Origin of the sequence: Rhodobacter capsulatus (genome assembly GCF_052363185.1) — a bacterium.
Taxonomy (GTDB): Bacteria; Pseudomonadota; Alphaproteobacteria; order Rhodobacterales; family Rhodobacteraceae; genus Rhodobacter; species Rhodobacter capsulatus_E.
Map to the genome: position 1 here is coordinate 2,722,200 of NZ_CP198955.1, position 21,093 is coordinate 2,743,292.

The following is a 21,093-nucleotide window of genomic DNA, read 5'->3' on the forward strand; positions in this document are numbered from 1 at the left end:
TTACGCCCGCTCGAACCCGCGGTGCCGTTCCCAATCGGTCACGACGCGCAGGCTTTCCTCGATCTCCCAGCGCGCGGCGTGATAATAGTGTTCCACCACATCCGCCCCCAGCACCCGCGCAAGGAAAGAGGAATCCTTCAGCGCCTCGGCCGCCTCGATCAGCGAGCGCGGCACTTCGGGCGCGGTCTCGGACTGATAAAGATCGCCATTCACCGGCTGGCCCGGATCGAGCATCTGTTCGATCCCTTCAAGACCCGCTGCCAGAAGCGCCGCGCAGGCCAGATAGGGGTTCAGATCGGCGCCGCCGATCCGGCATTCGACGCGGACGGATTTCGTGTTCTCGCCGCAGATCCGATAGCCCGCGGTGCGGTTATCGAGCGACCAGACCGCCTTCGTCGGCGCGAACATGCCGACGCAGAAGCGTTTGTAACTGTTCATGTAGGGCGCCAGGAAAACCGAAATCTCGCGCGAAAACGCCAGCTGCCCGGCCAGGTAATGCCGCATCACCGCGCTCATGCCATGTTCGGCCGCGGGGTCGTGAAAGGCGTTCTTCCCCCCCTTCCACAGCGACTGGTGAATGTGGCTCGACGACCCCGCCTTGCGGTGATCGTATTTCGCCATGAAGGTCACGCTGGCCCCATGTTGCTGGGCGATTTCCTTCACGCCCAGCTTGATCAGGCTGTGCATGTCGGCGGTGTCAAGCGCGTCCGAGTATTTCGCGTTGATCTCTTCCTGACCGGCCTCGGCCTCGCCTTTCGAGCATTCGACCGGGATCCCCGCGCCGTAAAGCTTGTTGCGGATGTCGCGCATGATCTTTTCATCGCGCGCCGAGCCCATCAGGTTGTAATCGACATTGTAGCGCGCCATCGGCGTGGGCAGCGGATAGCCCGCGTCAAACAGCGCCGGGAAGCTTTCCTCGAACAGGAAGAATTCAAGCTCCGTCGCCATCATCACGTCAAAGCCCATCGCCTTGGCGCGTTCGATCTGCCGCTTCAGCACCGTGCGCGGGGCATGGGGGACCAGTTCATGCGTGTGATGGTCGAGCAGGTCGCACATCACCAAAGCCGTGCCCGGCGCCCAGGGGATGGTGCGCAAGGTCGCCATGTCGGGCTTCATCGTGTAGTCGCCATAGCCGCGCGACCAGCCCGAGGCCTTGTAGCCCGGCACGGTGATCATCTCCATGTCGGTGGCCAACAGATAGTTGCAGCAATGCGTTTCCTCATGCGCGCTTTCGACGAAATGCACGGCATGGAAGCGCTTGCCCTGCAGGCGGCCCTGCATGTCGCAGATGCAGGCGATGACGGTGTCGATCTCGCCACTGGCAACGGCCTTCTTCAGCGCGGCAAAGGTCAGGTTCGCGGGCATTTCTTTCTCCTCCTCGGGCCTTCTCGGTCCGGAAAGGCCGGGGTCGCCCCCGGCCCCGCCGATCAGTAGCGATAGGGCACGCCAGCCTTGACCATCGTGTCATTGTATTTGCGGATGATCTCGACCACCTTCGCCTTGAGCGGGCTTTCCGCGGCGATCTCGTCCCAGAACTTGTGCGCGGCTTCCTCGATCTTCGCATAATCCTCGGCCGGAAGCGAGGTCAGCGTCATGTCGGCTCCCTCGACGCGCAGCTTGGCTTCGCCGGCCCAATACCACCATTGGCGGCGGTAATGCGACTGGTCGAAACAGGTCTGCAGCATCGTCTGCAGATGCGGCGGCAGGGCGTTCCAGCGCTCCATATTGGCGAAGAAATGCCCGATCCAGGCGCCAGAGATGTTGTTGGTCAGGAAGTAAGGCGCGACCTTCGACCAGCCCGAGGTGTAATCCTCGGTGATGCCCGACCAGGCCAGACCGTCCAGCTCGCCCGTCTGCAACGCCACCTCGACGTCCTCCCACGGGATCGTCACCGGAATGACGCCGAATTGCGCGAGGAACCGCCCCGCAGTCGGGAAGGTGAAGACGCGTTTGCCCGACAGGTCCGCCAGGCTGTTCACCGGCTCCTTCATGTTGAAGTTGCACGGGTCCCACGAGCCGGCCGAGATATGCTTGATGCCGACCTTGGCGTATTCTTCCTTCCAGATCTGATCGAGACCCCAGGTGTTGAAAAGCGCAGGCACATCAAGCGAATAGCGCAGGGCGAGCGGGAAATAGCCGCCAAAGACGGTGACTTCGGTCGGGCTGGCCATGCTGTCATCGTCCGATTGCACCGCGTCGATGGTGCCGTTTTGCATGGCGCGGAACAATTCGCCCGTCGGCACCAACTGGTCGGCGGTATAAAGCTCGATCTCCATCTGGCCATTGGCGATGGCGTTGAACGTGTCGATGGCGGGTTTCACCACTTCCTCGGCCAGCACCGTGCCTGCATAGGTCTGCAGCCGCCATTTGATCGGCGCCGATTGCGCCAGTGCCGGTGTGGCCAGCCCCGCCGCAGCCCCCAGCGCCCCGGTGGCAAGGAACGTCCGTCTTGTCGTGTTCATCTTACTCTCCTGGTTGGTTGAAATGCCCCTTTGCGGGGTCGTTCTTCACTCAGCGGCCCAGCACCGTCTGCGGCAGCCAGAGCGCGATTTGCGGAAACACCATGATCAGCACAAGCGTGAGCATCATCACCAGAACAAAGGGAAACACCGAACGGTAAATCACCGGCAGGGTGAATTCCGGCGGCGCCAGCGCCTTCATCAGGAACAGGTTATAGCCGAAGGGCGGGGTCAGATAGGCGATCTGGCAGGTGATGGTGTACAAGATGCCATACCAGACCAGATCGAAGCCCAGCGCCCGCGCCAGGCTGACATAGACCGGCGCGACGATCACCAGCATCGCGGTGTCGTCCAGAAACATCCCCATGATCAGGAAGCTGGCCTGCATCAGAACCAGGATCTGCCAGGGCGCCAGCCCCAGATCCGAGGTGAAGAAGGTCTGGATCGCCCGGCCCGCGCCCAGCCCGTCGAAGACCGCGCCAAAGCTCAGCGCGGCGGTGATGATCATCATGAACATCACGGTGATCATCAGCGTCTGTTTCGTCGCCACCTCGAAGACATGACGGTCAAGCCGCCCCTTGAGCGCCGCCACCAGCACCGTCGCGGCAACGCCGATCACCGAGGTCTCGGTCAGGCTGGCCCAGCCGTTCAGGAACGGCACCATCATTGCGGCAAAGATGAAGACCGGCAGCAGCCCCGCCCGCAACAGCCGGTATTTCTCGGCCCGGGTGATGGCGGCGCGTTCCTCGGCCGTCATCCGCGGCGCCAGCGACGGGTTCAGCCAGGTGCGCACCATGATGTAGACAATGAACAGCGCCGCCATCAAAAGCCCCGGAAAGACCCCGGCCAGCCACAGGTTCGACACCGGCTGACGCGCGATCAGCGCAAAGAGCACCAGCACCACCGAGGGCGGAATGAGAATGCCAAGGCTCGACCCCGCCTGGATCACCCCCGAAATCATCAGCTTGTCGTAATGGCGCCGCATCAGTTCGGGCAGGGCGATGGTGGCGCCGATCGCCATCCCCGCGACCGAAAGCCCGTTCATCGCCGAAATCAGCACCATCAGCAGGATCGTGCCCACCGCAAGCCCCCCCGGCAGCGGCCCGAACCAGACATGGAACATCCGGTACAGATCCTCGGCCAGACGGCTTTCGGACATCACATAGCCCATGAAGACGAACATCGGCAGCGTCAGCAGCGGCGTCCATTTCATCAGCTTCATCACCGCCGAAAAGCCCATGTCGGTGCCCCCCGGCCCCCAGAGCGTCAGCGCCGCCACCGTGGCGACGATGCCGATGGCGCCGAAGACGCGCTGCCCGGTCAGCATCATCAACAGCAGCGTCGAGAACATCAAAAGCGCGATGGTGTTGTAATCCATCAGATCTTCTCTCCGCGCAGGGTGGCCACGTCGCGGATCAGGATCGCGACGGATTGCAGAAGCATCAGCCCGAAGGCAAGCGTGATGATCGACTTCAGCGGCCAGAGCACCGGGCGCCAGGCAGAGGGATTGCGCTCGCCCATCTCGAAGGCATAGACGGTCGAGTCGAAGGCGCCGTAAAGCATCACGCCCAGATAGAACATCAGACAGAAGACGGTGAAGATGTCGGTCAGCGCCTGGCCCTTGTGGGTGAAGCGGGCATAGATCAGATCCATCCGCACGTTCACATCGGTCTGCAACGACCAGGGCGCGCCCAGCATGAAATAGGCGACAAGGGTGAATTGCGCCATTTCCAGCGTCCAGAGCGCGGGAATGTGAAAGGCCTTCGTCACCATCGACCAGACCATGATCGCCATGATCACATAAAGCAGATACATCGCGAACCGGCCGATGCGCCGGTTCATCCCGTCGACGAAATGCACATAGGCGATCAGGGCCCGCGGCATCAGCCTGCCTCCTCGGTTGCGCTCACGCGGGCCAGCGCCGCGCGCAGCACCGACGCCAGACAGGCGGCCATCGCCTCCTGCGCGGTCTCGTCGGCGATCAGATCGTTGCGGATCTCCAGCATCGCATTCCTCAGCCCCATCGGCGTGGCCTGAAGCGCCAGCGTGTGGGTGACTTCATCCGCGGCAGAGTAAGGCTCGTTCAGCCGCGCGTCGAGACTGGTCTGAGTTTGCGCCTCGGTCAGGATCGCCCGGGCCAGCGCGGGATCGGCGTCATGGATGATGCCGAATTCGACGGCGCGGGGCTCTCCGTGCCAGATCGGGGTGAAGGAGTGGATCGTGATCACGACCGGGTTTTGCCCCAGCGCCAGCCGCTCGGCGATCAGCCCGCGCAGCGCGGCGTGAAACGGCAGGTAAAGCGCCCGGGTGCGCTCCAGCCGCGCTTCGGGCGACAGGGTCGCGTTGCCCGGGATGGTGTAGATTTCCGAACGCGCGGCCATTGCCCCTTGCGACTGCGGCGGCCGGTTCAGATCATAGATCAGCCGCGAGGTGGTGGCATGGATCAGCGGCGCCTGCAGCCGCGCAGCCAGCCCCCGCGCCAGCCCCAGCGCGCCCGGGTCCCAGGCGATATGGGCCGCGCGCTCGGCCGGGCCCAGCCCCAGATCGCCCCAGCGGGCGGGAAAGGCATTGGCGGCATGTTCGCATACCAGAACGAACGGGCCCGCGGCCGCGCCCCCCTCGATGACGACCGCGCCTTCTGTCGGTTCTTCCACCTTGGCTCCCTGATCTTGACGGCGATTCTGCGATCTCCTGTCGTGCAGGCTTGACCGGACGCAAGAAACTGTCAACATCATTTCAGAAGTTGCAATTCTGTTACGATCTGTTCGGCCCGGCCGCGAAGGCTTTGCCGCAGGGGGGTGCCCGTTTTGGCGGCAAAGCGCTCGATCGAAGAGGAGCTGCGCGGCGCGATCGAGACGATGACGCGCGCCGAACGGCAATTGGCAGGCCATGTGCTGCGGCATTATCCGGTGGCGTTGCTCGGCTCGGTGACGCAGCTGGCGCGGGCGGCGCAGGTCAGCTCGCCCACGGTGGTGCGGCTGGCGCAGAAGATGGGTTTTGGCGGCTATCCGGGGCTGCAGGCCGCCGTGCGCGACGAGCTGGAGGCGCGGCTGGAGGGCCCGCTTTCGAAACACGAGCGCTGGGCGGCGCAAGCGCCCGACGGCCATGTGCTCAACCGCTTCGCCGATGCGGTGCTGGGCAATCTGCAGGCGACGCTGGCGCAGATCGACCAGCGCGATTTCGACGCCGCGGCGGCGCTGATGGCCGATCCCGCGCGCAAGGTCTTTGCCACGGGGGGCCGCATCACGCTGGCGATGGCGGAATATTTCGTCACCCACATGAAGGTGATCCGCCCCGAGGTGGAGCTTCTGATGCCGGTCTCGAACGCCTGGCCGCCCGCGCTTCTGGAGATGCGTCCGGGCGATGTGCTTTTGGCCTTCGACATCCGCCGCTATGAAAACAACGTGCTGCAACTGGTGGAAATGGCCGCCGAACAAGGCGCCGAGGTGGTGCTGGTCACCGACCCCTGGGTGAGCCCTGCGGCGGGGCATGCGCGCTATCGGTTTTCGGTGCAGGTCGAGGTGCCCTCGGCCTGGGACAGCACGGTGGCGATTCAGCTTCTGGTCGAGACGCTGATGGCGGCGGTGCAGGATCTGACCTGGCAGACGACGGCGGACCGGATGGCGCGGCTCGAGGCGCTTTACGAGCGCGCGCGGTTCTTTCGGGGCCGGAAGTAGGGGGGGCGCTGCCCCCCTCTTGGCCTCTCGGCCAATTCACCCCCCGGGATATTTGGACCAAGGTGAATGGGAAAGCCGGGTTTGCCTTTCACCTTGGCGCAAATATCCCGGGGGGGGTGAGGCGAAGCCGAGGGGGGGCAGCGCCCCCCCTTCACCCGCCGATCACCATGAGATCGGCCGCATTGAGGCCGAGCGTGACCTCGGTCCCCACCTGCGGCGGCGCGGCATGGCTGTTGTTGAACGTGTCGAAGGCGATCGGCTGGCCCGCCAGATCGGCGCGCAGCCGGATCACCGAACCCAGGAAATCCACCTCGCGGATCGTTGCCGTCAGCCGCGTGTCGTGGTCGCCCTGCCCCAGCGTCACCGCCTCGGGGCGCAGGCCAAGCGTCACCGCGCCGGGGGGCAGCGGCCGGGCCAGCGCAATCTCGGTCGCGCCCAGCCGCACCCGGCCGGTCGCGGCGTCCAGCACCTGCACGTCGAGCGTGTTCAGCGTGCCGACGAAACCCGCGACAAAGCGGGTGGCGGGGCGGTTGTAGATGTCAAAGGGCGTGCCGACCTGATCGGCGATGCCTTCGTGCATCACCACGACCCGGTCCGACATCGAGAGCGCCTCTTCCTGGTCATGGGTCACGAAGATCGTGGTGATCCCCAACTCGCGCTGGATCGCCCGGATCTCGTTGCGAAGCGAGACCCGGACCTTGGCATCCAGCGCCGACAGCGGCTCATCGAGCAGCAGCACCGAGGGTTTCGGCGCCAGCGCGCGCGCCAGCGCCACGCGCTGTTGCTGGCCGCCCGAAAGCTGGAAAGGATAGCGGTTGCCCAGTTCGGGCAGGCCGATCAGCGCCAGCATCTCCTCGACCCGCTGCGCGATCTGGGCGCGCGGCGTGCCCTTGACCTTGAGCCCGAAGCCCACGTTCTGCGCCACGGTCAGGTTCGGGAAGAGCGCATAGGCCTGAAACACCATGCCGATATTGCGCTGGTTCGGCTTGAGATCCGTCACCTCCTTGCCGGCGATGGTGATCGTGCCGGTGGTTGGCGTTTCAAACCCCGCCACCATCCGCAGCACGGTGGTTTTCCCGCAGCCCGAAGGGCCCAGAAGCGAGATGAACTCGCCCTTTTCGACGGTCAGGTTGAAGTCCTTCACCACGCGCAGCGTGCCGAAGCTTTTCTCCAGATGGGTCAGCGCAAGATAGCTCATCGCGGGGCCTTGTCGTGTTTGGTGAACCGGGTCACGAGCTGGATCAGCCCCATGCAGGCCCAGGTGATGATGAAGGCGATGGTGGCGAGCGCGAAAGGCTCGTAGGCGCGGTTGGCCCCCATCAGCTGCAGATAGGGCCCGAAGGCCGGGCGGTCCAGAAGCGCCGCCAAAGTGAATTCGCCCATGACGATGGCAAAGGTGACAAAGGCGCCCGAAAGCACCGAGACCAGCACATTGGGCAGGATCACCCGCGCAAGGATCGTGCCCCAGCCCGCGCCCAAGCTTTGTGCGGCTTCCGTCAGCGTCGCCACGTCGATGGTGCGCAGCCCGGTATCGACGGCGCGATACATGTAGGGCAGGCTCAGCGTCGCATAGCCGAACAAAAGCAGCAGGTTGGTGCCCGATGTGGTGCCGGTCAGCGGCAGCCAGCTTGAGGTGTTGTAAAGCCGGATATAGCCGAAAACGATGACGATGGCCGGGATGACCAGCGGCAACAGGGTGACGAACTCGATCACCGGGCGCCAATGCGGCAGCTTGAGCCGCACCCAGAAGGCCGTCGGCACCACCAGAAGCACGCCAAAGACGATGGTCAGCACCGCCATCAGCACCGAATAGGAAAAGGTCTCGCGAAAGCGCGGATCGGCGAAGACGACGCGGTAAGCCTCAAGACTGTATTCGCCGCGTTTCATCGACAGCGAGAATTCAACAAGCCCCACCAGCGGCAGGATGAAATAGGCCATGCCCAGAAGGAAGATGGCCCAGGCGGCGGCGGTCTTCATTTCAGCCACCTTTCGGACCGCATCCGCAGCCAGATGTAAAGGATATTGGCCAGCGCGGTGATCAGGATCATGCCAAAGGCCATCGCATAGCCCAGATGCGGATTGCCCAGCACGTCGCCGCGGATCTGCGCGAAAAGCATGATCGGCACGATGTTGAGGCTCGATCCCGTCAGCGCGATGGCGGTGGCGACGGCGCCGAAGGCGTTGGCGAAGAGAAGCGCGAAAGTGCCCAGAAGCGACGGAAACAGGATCGGCAAGGCGACCGAGGTCCAGTATTGCACCGCGCTTGCTCCAAGCGATTGCGCCGCCTCGCGCCATTCGCGCTTCAGACCGTCCAGCGCGGGGGTGATGATCAGGATCATCAGCGGGATCTGAAAGAAGATATAGGTGATCGTCAGGCCCCAGAACGACAGGATGTTGAAGCCATGCGCCCGCAGGTTGATACCGAATTCGGTGCGCAGCCAGACGGTCACGAGGCCAAGCGGCCCCAGCGTGGCCAGAAAGGCAAAGGCCAGCGGCACGCCCGCAAAGTTCGAGGCGACGCCGGAAAAGGTGAGCAAAGGCGCGCGGATGAACCGCGGCAGCCCGCCCAGCACCATCGCGGCGGCCATCAGAAAGCCGATCAGCGCGCCAAGCGCCGCCGAGGCCACGGAAATCTTGATCGAGATCCAGTAGCTGGACAGGATCGAGGGGGTGAAAAGCCCGATCAGGTTTTCAAAGGTGAAACTGCCATCGGCGCGTTGAAAGGCGCCGATCACGATCTTCATCGTCGGCGCGATCAGGAACAGCCCCACGAAAAGCGCGAAGGGAACGATGCCCAGCCAGGCAAGGCTCAACCGTCGGCGGGACGGGGCGGCGGGGGGGGATGTGTCGGTCACGGCGGCCCTTGGTCCGAAGCGGGAAAACCGCCCCCGGGGACCCCGGAGGCGGCACGGTCTTTCGAGCCGGTTACTGGACGTTGGCGCCCACGACCTTGTCCCAGCCCTCGGTGACGGCGGCCTTGTTGGCAGCCTGTTCATCAAGCGTCGGGAAATAGGCCTTGGCATAGGCTTCCGCCGGGGGCAGCGCGGCCAAAAGGTCAGCCGGAACCTTGCCCGCCGCCGACATCGCGTTGAAGCGCGCGGGGTGGCAGTAGCCCTTCAGCCAGAGGTTCTGGCCTTCATCCGAATAGAGATATTCCATCCAGAGTTTCGCGGCATTCGGATGCGGCGCATAGGCCGAGATCGCCTGCACATAAACGCCCGCCAGAACGCCGGTCTGCGGCACCACCACCTCGACCGGCGGGTTGCCCTTGAGGGTGTCGCGCGCCGACAGGGCGTTGTAGTCCCACATCACCACGATCGGCGTCGCGCCTTGCGCCAGCGTGCCCGCCTTGCCGATGACTGGCACGAAATTGCCCGCATCGTTCATCGCCTTGAAGTAATCGAGCCCCTTGGCCCCGGCTTCGGCACCCGCGGCACCGCCATTCGCCATGCCCGCGGCCAGAACCGCCAGAATCGCCTGGTTCGAGGCGCGCGGATCGCCCGCCAGCGCCACTTGGCCCGCGTAATCCGCTTTCAGCAGATCGGCCCAGTCGGCGGGCGGGGTCGGCACCAGATCCTTGTTCACCATGAAGGACATGACGCCATAGTAATCGCCATACCAGTAGCCGTCGGCATCCTTGATCTCGGCCGGGATCTCGTCCCAGGTCGAGACCTTGTAGGGCTGGATCAGCCCCTCTTCCTTGGCCTGCGGGCCAAACGACAGGCCGACGTCGATCACGTCGGGGGCCTGCGGGCCGGTGTTGCCCTTGTTGGCGCGAATCGCTTCCAGCTCGTCGGCAGAGCCCGCATCCGGGTTCAGCTCGTTCACCTTGATCTCGGGATATTTGGCCTTGAAGCCCTCGATCACCGCCCCGTAGCCGCACCAGTCATGCGGCAGCGCGATCGTGGTCAGCTGGCCTTCGGCCTTGGCGGCCGCTTCCAGCGCGGCCAGATCCTCGGCGTGAACAAGCGCCGTCGTGGCCATCAGCAAAGCCGCACCGGCAAGGACGTGCATCGGTTTCATCTGTCTCTCTCCCCGTTATCGGAAGGTTGGGCCCACTATGGGCACCAGCCAGCACCTAGGCGCGTTCTGTGACAGTCTGTTGACAGTCAGGCCCCCGGCGGTCGGTCGCGGCCGACAGGCGAAGACTTGCCCGAAAACCAGCCGCTTGCAACAATTCTGTTATCTTTCCGTCACATTCGACCAGAACGCGAAGCTGCCCCTGCGGCAGGTCGCGTGAGGGGTGGATTTTTCGGGCAACTGCGTCATCCTTGAGCTTGCAAGGACCAAAGGGAGGATGGAATGGCCGAGATTACCAGTGATTTCACCGGTCAGACGGTGATCTGCACCTTCGAGATGACGCCCGCGACGGCGATGGAGCTGATGGAGGCGCTGAAGTCGGCCTATACCGACTGCATCAGCAAATCGCCCGGTTTCATCGGCGCGGGGCTGCACATGAACGACGCCCATACCCGCATCGCCACCTATTCGAAATGGAACCACCGCGGCGATTATCAGGCGATGCTGCGCAGCCCCGAGATGATCACCCGCAATCGCCACATCGCCACGCTCTGCCGCAGCTTCGAGCCGGTGATGTATGAGGTCGCGGCCGATTTCTAGGTCCGCATCGGCCCGATTCAGGGTTCGTTAACCCTGTGGGCGCAGGATCGGTGCATGAGCATCATGGACCGATTCCCGCTTCCGGGGCAGACCCGGTTCTTCACGCTCCGCCTGGCGCGGGGTGGAAGCCGTCTGCTTGTGGATCACATCGAAGACCTGCGGGCCGCCTGGGCCGCGATGGTCGCCGACCATCCGACCGTCTGCGGCGCGATGGTGGTTTTGCCCGATCACCTGCATGCGGTGCTGACACTGCCACCGGGGCCGCGGGCGGTCTCGGTGCGCTGGGCGCAATTCCGGCGCGATTTCGCGGGCCGTGTCGCCCCCGCGGCGCCCGAAACGGTCTGGCAGCCGGAAATCCTGATCGAGCCGCTGCCGGATGCGGCCGCGGTGAACCGCGCCATGGCAACCTGCTGGGAGGCGCCGGTGCGTCTGGGTCTGGCAATACATCCCGAGGATTGGCCCTATTCTTCGCTGCACCGCGATTTGCGGATTGCCGCAAGGCGGCGGATGGGGGTTTAGGGCCCCTGCCCTTTCCGCCCCCGGTTTCGGGCGGATCAGGAAAGGCACCGCCTTTCCCCGCCCGCATCGCCACAGGGATCACAAGACCCTTTCCCCAAGCCTGACAGAGGCCGACGCCCGACCCGGCGGGCGAGAAGCGCCCGCCGAGGGCGGGGCGGGCGCTGGCCGGGACGCTTTGGCGCCCCGGCGGTCCCGGGACGGCTGTGTCTCGTGACCTCGGCAATGGCCTCGGTCAGGGCGACCGCGGCCGGGGCCTGGCTCAGACGTTGTCCCGCCAGCGGTTCACCATCGGATAGCGCCGATCCAGCCAGAAGGCCCGCGTCGTCAGCCGCGGCCCGGGCGCGGACTGGAAACGCTTCCATTCCGAGATGTAAAGCAGATGCTCGATCCGCTTCACCGTCGCGCGGTCAAACCCGGCCGCGACGATCTGATCGACCGACTGATCGCCCTCGACCAGCCGCTCCAAAATCGCATCCAGAACCTCGTAGGGCGGCAGGCTGTCCTGATCCTTCTGGTTCTCGCGCAGTTCCGCGCTCGGCGGCTTGTCGATGATCGCAACCGGAATGATCTCGCCCGCGGGCGCCTGCATCCAGGGCCGATGCGTCGCGTTGCGCCACCGGCAGGTCTCGAAGACACGGGTTTTATACAGGTCTTTCAGCGGGTTGTAGCCCCCCGCCATATCGCCGTAGATGGTGCAGTAGCCCACCGCCACCTCGGATTTGTTGCCGGTGGTCAAAAGCATCCCGCCGAACTTGTTCGAGATCGCCATCAAGATCACCCCGCGCAGCCGCGACTGGATGTTCTCCTCGGTCACGTCGGGCGCGGTGCCCGCCAGCACATGGGCCAGCGCGCCTTCAACCGCCGCCCGCGGCCCCTCGATCTCGACCGTATCGAGCCGCGCGCCCACGCGCCGCGCCAGATCGGCGGCATCGTCCAGCGAGCCCTGCGAGGTATAGCGCGAGGGCAGCATCACGCAATGCACATTCCCGGCCCCCAAAGCATCGGCGGCAATCACCGCGACAAGCGCCGAGTCGATCCCGCCCGAAAGCCCCAGAACCACTTTCGAAAACCCGGATTTGCGCAGATAATCTTGCAGGCCCAGCACCATGGCGCGGTAATCCTGCTCGATCTCGCCGAGCTGCGGCACGATCTCGCCCGGCACCGCCCGCCAGCCCGCCGGGTTCCGTTCCAGATCGACATGCACCAGCGCTTCCTCAAACGCGGGCAGCTGCACGGCCACCGATCCATCCGGGTTCAGAACGAAACTGGCGCCGTCAAACAGCTGATCGTCCTGCCCGCCGACCATGTTCAGATACAAAAGCGGCAGGCCGGTTTCCGCCACCCGCGCCCCGGTCACCTGCCGCCGCAGATCCAGCTTGCCGCGCCGATAGGGCGAGCCATTGGGCACCATCAGCACCTCGGCCCCCGCTGCCGCCAGCGCCCCCGCCACATCGGGGTGCCAGGCGTCCTCGCAGACCGGCAGGCCAAGCGCCACCGGCCCCAGCCGCAAGGGCGCCGAAACGGGGCCGGGATCGAAGAGCCGCATCTCGTCGAAGACATCGTCATGCGGCAGATGATGCTTCAGCGCGCGGGCGACAACCTTGCCATCCTTCAGCACCCACCAGGCGTTGTAACGTCCTGTTTCATCGACATAAGGCCCGCCAATGCCCAGCGCCGGACCGTCGACCACCTGCGCCGCCAGCGCCTGCATCGCCGCCATCGCATCGCGCAGGAAGGCCGGTTTCAACACCAGATCCTGGGTCTGATAGCCGGTCAGGAACATCTCGGGCAGCGCCACCAGATCGGCCCCCGCGGCGCGGCCCTCCTGCCAGGCCGCCAGCGCCTTTTCGGCATTGGCGGCCAGCGCCCCCACCGTCGGGTTCAGTTGCGCAAGGGTGATGCGGAAACGATCGGTCATGCTGGATCCTGTCTGTTGCCCCTGATGTAACGCCAAGGACGGGCGGGGAAAAGCACCCGGGCGCGAAAACCGCGCCGCCCGGGCGCTTGTCACGCATTTGGCACGCCATTAGGTTTGCGCCGTTCGACGACAGGAGTCAGGGGAAGAGCATGGGGCAGGCAGGCAGACGGGGGCTGGCGCTGGCGGCGGCGCTGGTTTTGGCCGGGGCGGCGGCGCAGGCTCAGGAGGTGCTGACCAAGCAATACGACGACGGCGGCATCTACGAAGGCACGTTCAAGGACGGCAAGCAGGACGGCCATGGCAAATACCGCCTGCCCTCGGGCTATGAATACGAAGGCGACTGGAAAGCGGGCGAAATCGTCGGTCAGGGCCGGGCGCGGTTTCCCGACGGCTCGATCTATGAAGGCCAGTTCGCCCGCGGCAAGCCCGATGGCCGCGGCAAGATCACCTTTCCCGATGGCGGCACCTACGAGGGCGACTGGGTCGCAGGCCAGATCACCGGCACCGGCGTTGCCCGATATGCGAACGGCACCCGCTACGAGGGCCAGTTCACCAATGCGCTGCATGATGGCGCGGGCGTGCTGACCGGCCCCGACGGCTACCGCTACGAGGGCGGCTGGGTGCAGGGCGTGAAACAGGGCAAGGGCAAGATCACCTATCCCGACGGCGCCACCTACGAGGGCGAGATGGCGGACGGCCAGCGCGAGGGCACGGGCAAGCTGATCCTGAAGACCGGCGTCACCTACGAGGGCCGCTGGAAGGGCGGTCAGATGGACGGCCAGGGCGTGCTGACCCAGCCCGGCGGCGATCGTTACGAGGGCCAGATGGTGGCAGGCAAGCGGCAGGGCAAGGGCCGCGTCACCTATGCCAATGGCGATCTTTACGAGGGCGAATTCCTTGCCGACAAGCCGCATGGTCAGGGCCATTTCCGCGGCGCGGACGGCTATGACTACACCGGCGGCTGGGTCGAAGGCCGGATCGAGGGCACGGGCCGGGCGCGCTTTCCCGATGGCTCGGTCTACGAGGGCGCGTTCCGCAACGACATGCCCGAGGGTCAGGGCAGGATCACCTATCCCGACGGCGCCACCTACGAGGGCGGCTGGGTCGCGGGCGGCATCGCCGGGCGGGGTCTGGCGCGTTATGCCAATGGCCTTGTTTATGACGGCGAATTTCTGGCCGCGCGGCAGCATGGCAAGGGCAGGATGACCTATCCCGACGGCTATGTCTATGAAGGCGACTGGGCCGACGGCACCCGGCAGGGTCAGGGCAAGGCCACCCATCCCGACGGCACGATCTACGAAGGCGGCTTCGAGGCCGGGCAGCGCTCGGGCCAAGGCAAGCTGATCATGCCCGACGGGTTCATTTACGAGGGCATGTGGCGCGATGGCGAGATCGACGGGCCGGGCAAGGCCACCTATGCCAATGGCGATGTCTACGAGGGCAATTTCGTGCAGGGCCGCCGTCAGGGCAAGGGGGTGATGCGCTATGCCTCGGGCAAGGTCGCGGGCGGCACCTGGGCCGAGGACCGGCTGGCCGAACCCGCCGAGCCGTTGCCCCCGGCCCCCGCGGTTCCCCCGGCCGCGGAGAACTGAACCGGGGCAGCAGGCCGCAACCGGAACGGAAAAAACGCTCGCAATTGCCGCCTGCCGTGCGAATATGCTGAAATGGTAAGAAATCGGTAGGGAAAGCTGGAGTATTCCGAAGACTGGCGGGACTCGGCCGGGGCGGTCGATCCGCGCGGTGCAGCCCCGAGCAATCGGGTCAGGTGGGTGCGTTGGCAAGTCAGCAGTCCGACATTGATGGCATCGACTGCCGCAAGGAAATCGACCGGCTGTTCGATCTGGAATACGGGCGGCGGCTCGATGCCGCTTTCCGGTTCGGGCTGATTCTGGCCGTTGGGGTCGTGCTGCATTTCTACATCGACTCCACCCTGACGCTGTGGTGGATGGCGGCGCAGATCCTGGGCCATGCGCTGCATTTCACCTTTCTGCGCACCCGCGGCGAGACCTGTTCGCGGCGCGAGGTGCTGATTGCGGGGGGGCTGTTCTGGTATCTGGTCGCTTCCTTCATCTGGCTGCCCGCAGAGATGATCACCGCCTCCGACCCGGCCTTGCGGATCGGCGGCGCGGCGGGGATCGGGGCGATGCTGGTGTTCCTGATCTATCGCTCCGACCGGGTGCTGGCGATCATGCTGGGCGAAATCGCGGTGATCGGCGTCGCCATCGCCTGGGTGGTGTTCCGCACCATCCAGCAGGTCGATCATCCCGGCGCCATCATCGGCACCATCCTCGCCGCGGTCGGGCTGCATGTCTATTTCACCCTGACGATGCTCTCGCATCGCCGCGTCCGGATCGAGGCGGAACGGGCCGCGAAACGCTCGGTCCAGGCGCAGAAGATGGAGGCGATCGGCCAGCTTGCGGGCGGTGTGGCCCATGATTTCAACAACATCCTGACTGCGGTGATCGGCAATCTCGATCTTTACGATGCCATGGACACCGAGGCGGAGCGGCTCAATGCGGTGACCGAGGCGAAGACGGCGGCGCTGCGGGCGGCGGAACTGGTCAAGCAACTCCTTGCCTATGCCCGCCGCACGCCGATGCAGATTGCGCGGCGCGATGTCGGCGCGCTGCTCGAACAGCTGCAACTGCTGACGCGACGGCTTCTGCCCGCCTCGATCACCCAAAGCTTCGAGGCGCCGCAAGCGCCGCTTTGGGTCGCGCTTGACGAAAACCAGTTCATCACCGCGCTGGTCAATCTGGTGGTGAATGCCCGCGATGCCATGCCCGGTGGCGGCACGCTGACCGTCTCGGCGCGGCCGGTGCATCTTTTCACCGACGACGTGCAGCCCGATGGCACGCTGCTGCCCGCGGGCGATTATGCCGAGGTGACGGTGGCCGATACCGGCAGCGGCATCCCGCCCGAGATCCTGCGCCGCGTCACCGAACCCTTCTTCACCACCAAGGCGGTGGGTCAGGGCTCGGGGTTGGGGCTGAGCATGGTCGACGGATTCGCGCGGCAATCGGGCGGGCTTCTGACCATCGACAGCTCGCCCGAGGGGACGGCGATGCATCTTCTGCTGCCGATCGCCCCCGCCGAGGAAATCCGCCCCGACACCGCCGCGGACAGCCCGCCGCCACAAAGCCCGCCGCCGCAGGCGCCGGTGCAGCCCCGAACCGGGGCACGGCGGCGTCTGCCCGATCTGCGCACCTCGCGGGCCTGACCCGCGGCCCGCCGGACATTTCCGGGGCGACGCATTTTCGGGCTTTTCATTTTCCCGCGGCCCCGCCATAGTCCCGCCATGGCACGGAACACGATCAGTTTCATCGGCAAGCGCGGGGCTTTCGCCCCCCTTTCGTCCGTGCGCGGCCTTCTTCTTCTGAGCCTCCTCTGAGCGTGCCCCAGGGCGCGACCGCTCGGAGGTATCAGCGCCCACCCCCCGAAGATCAGGCGAGATGCTGGCATTCGGGACAGTGCGACGCTAAGAACAGACATCCCACAGATTCAGGCCCAGACCATGACCGACAAATCCCGCGTTCTGATTTTTGACACCACCCTGCGCGACGGCGAACAATCGCCCGGCGCCACCATGACCCATGACGAAAAGCTCGAAATCGCCATGGCGCTGGACGAAATGGGCGTCGACATCATCGAAGCCGGTTTCCCGATCGCCTCGGAAGGCGATTTCGAAGCCGTTTCGGCGATCGCCAAAGCCTCGAAAAACTCGGTCATCGCCGGGCTTTCGCGCGCCAATTACAAGGATATCGACCGCTGCTGGGAGGCGGTGAAACACGCCGCCCGGCCGCGCATCCACACCTTCATCGGCACCTCGCCGCTGCATCGGGGCATCACCAATCTCGGCACCGAGGAAATGCTCGAACGCATCCACGACACCGTGACCCATGCGCGCAACCTGTGCGAAGACGTGCAATGGTCGGCGATGGACGCGATCCGCACCGAGCGCGACTATCTGTGCCGCGTCGTCGAATGCGCGATCAAGGCGGGGGCCACCACGATCAACATCCCCGACACCGTGGGCTATACCCTGCCCTCGGAATCGGCCGAAATCATCACCATGCTGCTCGAAAAGGTGCCCGGCGCCGAAGACGTGATCTTTGCCACCCATTGCCACAACGACCTCGGCATGGCGACGGCGAATGCGCTGGCCGCCGTTTCGGCCGGGGCGCGGCAGATCGAATGCACGATCAACGGTCTGGGCGAGCGCGCGGGCAACACCGCGCTGGAAGAAGTGGTGATGGCGATCAAGGTGCGCCGCGATCTGATGCCCTTCACCACCGGCATCGACACGACGAAGATCATGCATCTGAGCCGCCGCGTCGCGCAGGTCTCGGGCTTCCCGGTGCAGTTCAACAAGGCCGTGGTCGGCAAGAACGCCTTCCTGCACGAATCGGGCATCCATCAGGATGGCGTGCTGAAGAATGTCGAGACCTTCGAGATCATGAAGCCCGCCGATATCGGCCTGACCGAAACCAACATCGCGATGGGCAAGCATTCGGGCCGCGCCGCGCTGCGCACGAAGATGCGCGATCTGGGGTTTGACCTCGCCGACAACCAATTGAACGACGTTTTCGTGCGCTTCAAGGCCTTGGCCGACCGCAAGAAGGAAGTCTATGACGACGACCTGATCGCGCTTCTGACCGACAGCACGGCGAACACCGATCACGACTTTCTGCAGGTCAAATGGCTGCGCGTGATCTGCGGCAGCGACGGGCAGGAAGCCGAACTGACGATGCTCGTCGATGGCGTTGAAAAGACAGCGAAATGCGCGGGCGATGGGCCGGTGGACGCCTGTTTCAAGGCGGTGCAGGCGATCTATCCGACCCAGGCCGAGCTGAAGATCTATCAGGTCCATGCCGTGACCGAGGGGACGGACGCGCAGGCCACGGTATCCGTGCGTCTGGCCGAGGATGGCCGGATCGTCACCGGCTCGGCAGCCGATACCGATACGATCCTCGCCTCGGTCAAGGCCTATGTCGGCGCGCTGAACCGTCTGCGGGTGCGGGCGCAAAAGACCGCGCCGGATGCCGACATGAAGTCGATCAGCTACAAGCTTTGAGCTTTCGGGGCGCCCCTGCCTGTCGGGGGCGCCCTTTTTTACCGTCACAAAGGGCGTATTTGACCCAAGAAGAAGCGGCCGCGGCGGATTTTCTGACGGATTCGTGAAATGTTCGATTTGTGCTATTTCAGGGCGCCAGATACCGCCTGAAACCGCTCTCAAATCGCGATAGTGCAAGCGACTTGCGAAATGTCGCACAGGGCCCGGGGCCGGGCCGGGAATCGTCTTTCCCCGCAGCCGGGCTTTGCCTATACGGGCTGAAACCGGGCTCGGAGCCGAGTCGCGGCAGCTTCATCATGGGAACGGCTATATGAGCGGGTTGGGCGGAATCTTCTCTTCCGACATGGCAATCGACCTTGGGACGGCGAACACGCTTGTCTATGTCAAGGGCAAGGGCATCGTGCTGAACGAACCCTCGGTGGTGGCCTATCACGTCAAGGACGGCAAGAAGCAGGTTCTGGCCGTGGGCGAGGATGCCAAGCTGATGCTGGGCCGCACCCCCGGCTCGATCGAGGCGATCCGGCCGATGCGCGATGGCGTCATCGCCGATTTCGACTCTGCCGAGGAAATGATCAAGACCTTCATCCGCAAGGTCCACAAGCATTCCACCTTCTCGAAGCCGAAGATCCTGGTCTGCGTGCCGCATGGCGCGACGCCGGTGGAAAAACGGGCGATCCGGCAATCGGTGCTCTCGGCGGGGGCGCGGCGGGCGGGCCTTGTGGCCGAACCGATCGCGGCGGCGATCGGCGCGGGGATGCCGATCACCGATCCCACCGGCAACATGGTCGTCGACATCGGCGGCGGCACCACCGAAGTCGCGGTTCTGTCGCTGGGCGACATCGTTTATGCCCGCTCCGTCCGCGTCGGTGGCGACCGCATGGACGAGGCGATCATCTCCTATCTGCGCCGCAATCTGAACCTGCTCATTGGCGAATCCACCGCCGAGCGGATCAAGACCACCATCGGCACCGCGCGCATGCCCGATGACGGCCGCGGCGCCAGCCTGCTGGTGCGGGGGCGCGATCTTCTGAACGGCGTGCCGAAGGAAATGGAAATCAATCAGGCCCAGGTGGCCGAGGCGCTGGCCGAACCCGTGCAGCAGATCTGCGATGCGGTGATGCAGGCGCTGGAGACCACGCCGCCCGATCTGGCCGCCGATATCGTGGACCGCGGCGTGATGCTGACGGGCGGCGGCGCGCTTCTGGGCGAGCTGGACCTGTCGCTTCGCGAACAGACCGGGCTCTCGATTTCGATCGCCGACCAGCCGCTCAACTGCGTGGCTTTGGGCACCGGCAAGGCGCTCGAATACGAAAAGCAACTGCGGCATGTGATCGACTACGACAGCTGAGACCCCGCCCAGTTCCAGTCGTGACCGGAGGCTTGCGTGGCACGAGACCGCGACGAGGACTATGCCGGACCGCTGCGCCGCATCCTGATTGCGGTGCTGGCGGTCTGCCTTGCCCTTTCCTTCCTGCTCTGGCGCATCGACGGCCCGCGGGTCGAGCGGCTGCGCTCGGCCTTTGTGGACCGTTTCGTGCCGACCTTCGACTGGGCGATGGTGCCGGTGACGAAGGCGCTTGGCATGGTCGAGGGCTTTCAAAGCTACGCCCGGATCTATGCGCAAAATCAGGAGCTTCGCCGCGAACTTCAGCAGATGAAGGCGTGGAAGGAAGCGGCGGTGCAGCTGGAGCAGCAAAACGCCAAGCTGCTGGCGCAAAATCAGGTGCGGCTGGACCCGAAGCTGACCTCGGTTTCCGGGGTGGTGCTGGCCGACAGTGGCAGCCCGTTCCGCCAATCGGTGCTGCTCAACGTCGGCTCGCGCGATGGCATCGTGGACGGTTGGGCCACGATGGACGGGCTGGGACTGGTCGGGCGCATCTCCGGCGTCGGCAAGACGACAAGCCGGGTGGTGCTGCTGACCGATACCGCGTCGCGCGTGCCGGTGACGATCCAGCCCGCCGGGCAACGCGCGCTGCTGGCGGGGGACAATTCGACCCTGCCGCCGCTCGACTTTCTTGAAAATCCCGATCTGGTGCGGCCGGGCGACCGGGTCGTGACCTCGGGCGATGGCGGGGTGTTCCCGGCCGGGCTTCTGGTCGGTCAGGTCGTGCAGGGGCAGGACCGCCGGTTGCGCGTGCTTCTGGCCGCCGATTACCAACGCCTTGATTTCCTGCGCGTCCTGCGCTCGCATCCGGCCGAGCGGATCAATGACGTCGGCCCGCTGGTGCCGCCGCCCACGCTGGAGCCGCTGCCCCCTGCCGCGCCGGGGGGCGAGGATGGTTGACCCCGTCACCTCGCGCCGTCTGGCCCATGCGGCGCTTTACATCGGCCTGGTGCTGATCATCCTGTTCCTGCGGATGCTGCCGATCAACCCGGTCTCGGACGGGTTTCCGGGCCCGGACCTGACCTTGGCGCTGACCTTGGCCTGGGTGATGCGCCGCCCCGATTACCTGCCCGCGGCGCTGATCGTTGCGGCCTTCCTGCTGGAAGATCTCATCTATTGGCGCCCGATCGGGCTTTGGACGCTGATCGTGCTCGCGGGCACCGAATTCCTGCGCGCGCGCGAGGAAAGCTCGCGCGATCTGCCCTTCGTGCTGGAAGCGGTGCTGATCGGCTCGGTGATGATCGGCATGCTGCTGGCGAACCGCTTCATCCTGGGCCTGGTGATGGTCGAGCAACCGCCGCTCGGTCGCGAAGTTTTGCGCATGCTTGCGACCTTTGTCGCCTATCCTTTCGTCGTGGCGCTGTCGGCGCTTGCCTTCGGGCTGCGCCGCGCCGCGCCGGGCGAGGTCGATGACCTCGGGCGGCCACTGTGAGCGGAGAACG

At 65.1% G+C, this 21,093-nt stretch carries 19 protein-coding genes; 9 read left to right on the forward strand and 10 right to left on the reverse strand.

What is annotated here, in order from left to right:
- The 5 genes from ACTTAG_RS13445 to ACTTAG_RS13465 form a co-directional block, all read right to left on the reverse strand.
- Positions 1-1,365 (reverse strand): glutamine synthetase family protein, encoded by a 1,365-nt coding sequence (locus tag ACTTAG_RS13445; protein WP_444462744.1) that lies wholly within the window; start codon positions 1,363-1,365, stop codon positions 1-3.
- Between the two features lie 62 nt (positions 1,366-1,427).
- On the reverse strand, positions 1,428-2,462 hold the full coding sequence (locus ACTTAG_RS13450) for a TRAP transporter substrate-binding protein (protein ID WP_444462745.1): 1,035 nt from the start codon (positions 2,460-2,462) through the stop codon (positions 1,428-1,430).
- Between the two features lie 49 nt (positions 2,463-2,511).
- On the reverse strand, positions 2,512-3,837 hold the full coding sequence (locus ACTTAG_RS13455; protein WP_444462746.1) for a TRAP transporter large permease: 1,326 nt from the start codon (positions 3,835-3,837) through the stop codon (positions 2,512-2,514).
- Positions 3,837-4,343: a TRAP transporter small permease subunit gene (locus ACTTAG_RS13460; RefSeq protein ID WP_444462747.1), complete on the reverse strand. Its 507-nt coding sequence runs from the start codon at positions 4,341-4,343 to the stop codon at positions 3,837-3,839. The genes ACTTAG_RS13455 and ACTTAG_RS13460 overlap by 1 nt, the downstream gene beginning before the upstream one ends.
- On the reverse strand, positions 4,343-5,113 hold the full coding sequence (locus ACTTAG_RS13465) for an N-formylglutamate amidohydrolase (RefSeq protein WP_444462748.1): 771 nt from the start codon (positions 5,111-5,113) through the stop codon (positions 4,343-4,345). Before ACTTAG_RS13465 ends, ACTTAG_RS13460 begins: the two co-directional genes overlap by 1 nt.
- Before the next feature lie 153 nt (positions 5,114-5,266).
- Between ACTTAG_RS13465 and ACTTAG_RS13470 the strand changes: the two genes are divergently transcribed.
- Entirely contained in the window at positions 5,267-6,136 is an 870-nt protein-coding gene (locus tag ACTTAG_RS13470; RefSeq protein WP_444462749.1) for a MurR/RpiR family transcriptional regulator, read from the forward strand.
- Positions 6,137-6,287: 151 nt separating this feature from the next.
- On the opposite strand, the gene ACTTAG_RS13475 is transcribed toward ACTTAG_RS13470, so the two are convergent.
- The 4 genes from ACTTAG_RS13475 to ACTTAG_RS13490 form a co-directional block, all read right to left on the reverse strand.
- Positions 6,288-7,334, reverse strand: a complete 1,047-nt coding sequence (locus tag ACTTAG_RS13475) for an ABC transporter ATP-binding protein (RefSeq protein WP_444462750.1) — start codon at positions 7,332-7,334, stop codon at positions 6,288-6,290.
- Positions 7,331-8,113 carry an ABC transporter permease gene (locus ACTTAG_RS13480; RefSeq protein ID WP_444462751.1) on the reverse strand — a complete coding sequence of 261 codons (783 nt, stop codon included), beginning with the start codon at positions 8,111-8,113 and terminating at the stop codon, positions 7,331-7,333. The genes ACTTAG_RS13475 and ACTTAG_RS13480 overlap by 4 nt, the downstream gene beginning before the upstream one ends.
- The gene (locus ACTTAG_RS13485) at positions 8,110-8,991 is read right to left on the reverse strand and encodes an ABC transporter permease (protein WP_444462752.1); all 882 of its coding nucleotides are present in this window, start codon (positions 8,989-8,991) and stop codon (positions 8,110-8,112) included. The genes ACTTAG_RS13480 and ACTTAG_RS13485 overlap by 4 nt, the downstream gene beginning before the upstream one ends.
- A 70-nt stretch (positions 8,992-9,061) precedes the next feature.
- On the reverse strand, positions 9,062-10,120 hold the full coding sequence (locus ACTTAG_RS13490; protein WP_444465253.1) for an ABC transporter substrate-binding protein: 1,059 nt from the start codon (positions 10,118-10,120) through the stop codon (positions 9,062-9,064).
- Between the two features lie 318 nt (positions 10,121-10,438).
- Here ACTTAG_RS13490 and ACTTAG_RS13495 point away from each other — a divergent pair, with 318 nt between their 5' ends.
- Together ACTTAG_RS13495 and ACTTAG_RS13500 are read left to right on the forward strand one after the other, a co-directional pair.
- The gene (locus tag ACTTAG_RS13495; RefSeq protein ID WP_444462753.1) at positions 10,439-10,756 is read left to right on the forward strand and encodes an antibiotic biosynthesis monooxygenase family protein; all 318 of its coding nucleotides are present in this window, start codon (positions 10,439-10,441) and stop codon (positions 10,754-10,756) included.
- A 54-nt stretch (positions 10,757-10,810) separates the two neighbouring features.
- Positions 10,811-11,275 (forward strand): transposase, encoded by a 465-nt coding sequence (locus tag ACTTAG_RS13500; RefSeq protein ID WP_444462754.1) that lies wholly within the window; start codon positions 10,811-10,813, stop codon positions 11,273-11,275.
- A gap of 259 nt (positions 11,276-11,534) precedes the next feature.
- Here ACTTAG_RS13500 and ACTTAG_RS13505 read toward each other — a convergent pair whose 3' ends face one another.
- Entirely contained in the window at positions 11,535-13,193 is a 1,659-nt protein-coding gene (locus tag ACTTAG_RS13505; RefSeq protein ID WP_444462755.1) for an NAD+ synthase, read from the reverse strand.
- 149 nt (positions 13,194-13,342) lie between these two features.
- Here ACTTAG_RS13505 and ACTTAG_RS13510 point away from each other — a divergent pair, with 149 nt between their 5' ends.
- The 6 genes from ACTTAG_RS13510 to ACTTAG_RS13535 all read left to right on the forward strand — a co-directional run bounded on the left by ACTTAG_RS13510 (position 13,343) and on the right by ACTTAG_RS13535 (position 21,083).
- Positions 13,343-14,785, forward strand: a complete 1,443-nt coding sequence (locus ACTTAG_RS13510; RefSeq protein WP_444462756.1) for an MORN repeat-containing protein — start codon at positions 13,343-13,345, stop codon at positions 14,783-14,785.
- 182 nt (positions 14,786-14,967) lie between these two features.
- On the forward strand, positions 14,968-16,413 hold the full coding sequence (locus ACTTAG_RS13515) for a sensor histidine kinase (protein ID WP_444462757.1): 1,446 nt from the start codon (positions 14,968-14,970) through the stop codon (positions 16,411-16,413).
- 294 nt (positions 16,414-16,707) lie between these two features.
- Positions 16,708-18,267, forward strand: a complete 1,560-nt coding sequence (locus tag ACTTAG_RS13520; RefSeq protein WP_444462758.1) for a 2-isopropylmalate synthase — start codon at positions 16,708-16,710, stop codon at positions 18,265-18,267.
- A gap of 310 nt (positions 18,268-18,577) precedes the next feature.
- Positions 18,578-19,615, forward strand: coding sequence for a rod shape-determining protein (locus ACTTAG_RS13525; RefSeq protein WP_444462759.1), 1,038 nt, complete (start codon positions 18,578-18,580; stop codon positions 19,613-19,615).
- Between the two features lie 36 nt (positions 19,616-19,651).
- Positions 19,652-20,551 carry a rod shape-determining protein MreC gene (mreC, locus tag ACTTAG_RS13530; protein WP_444462760.1) on the forward strand — a complete coding sequence of 300 codons (900 nt, stop codon included), beginning with the start codon at positions 19,652-19,654 and terminating at the stop codon, positions 20,549-20,551.
- On the forward strand, positions 20,544-21,083 hold the full coding sequence (locus ACTTAG_RS13535; RefSeq protein WP_444462761.1) for a rod shape-determining protein MreD: 540 nt from the start codon (positions 20,544-20,546) through the stop codon (positions 21,081-21,083). Before mreC ends, ACTTAG_RS13535 begins: the two co-directional genes overlap by 8 nt.
- Positions 21,084-21,093: the final 10 nt, after the last annotated feature.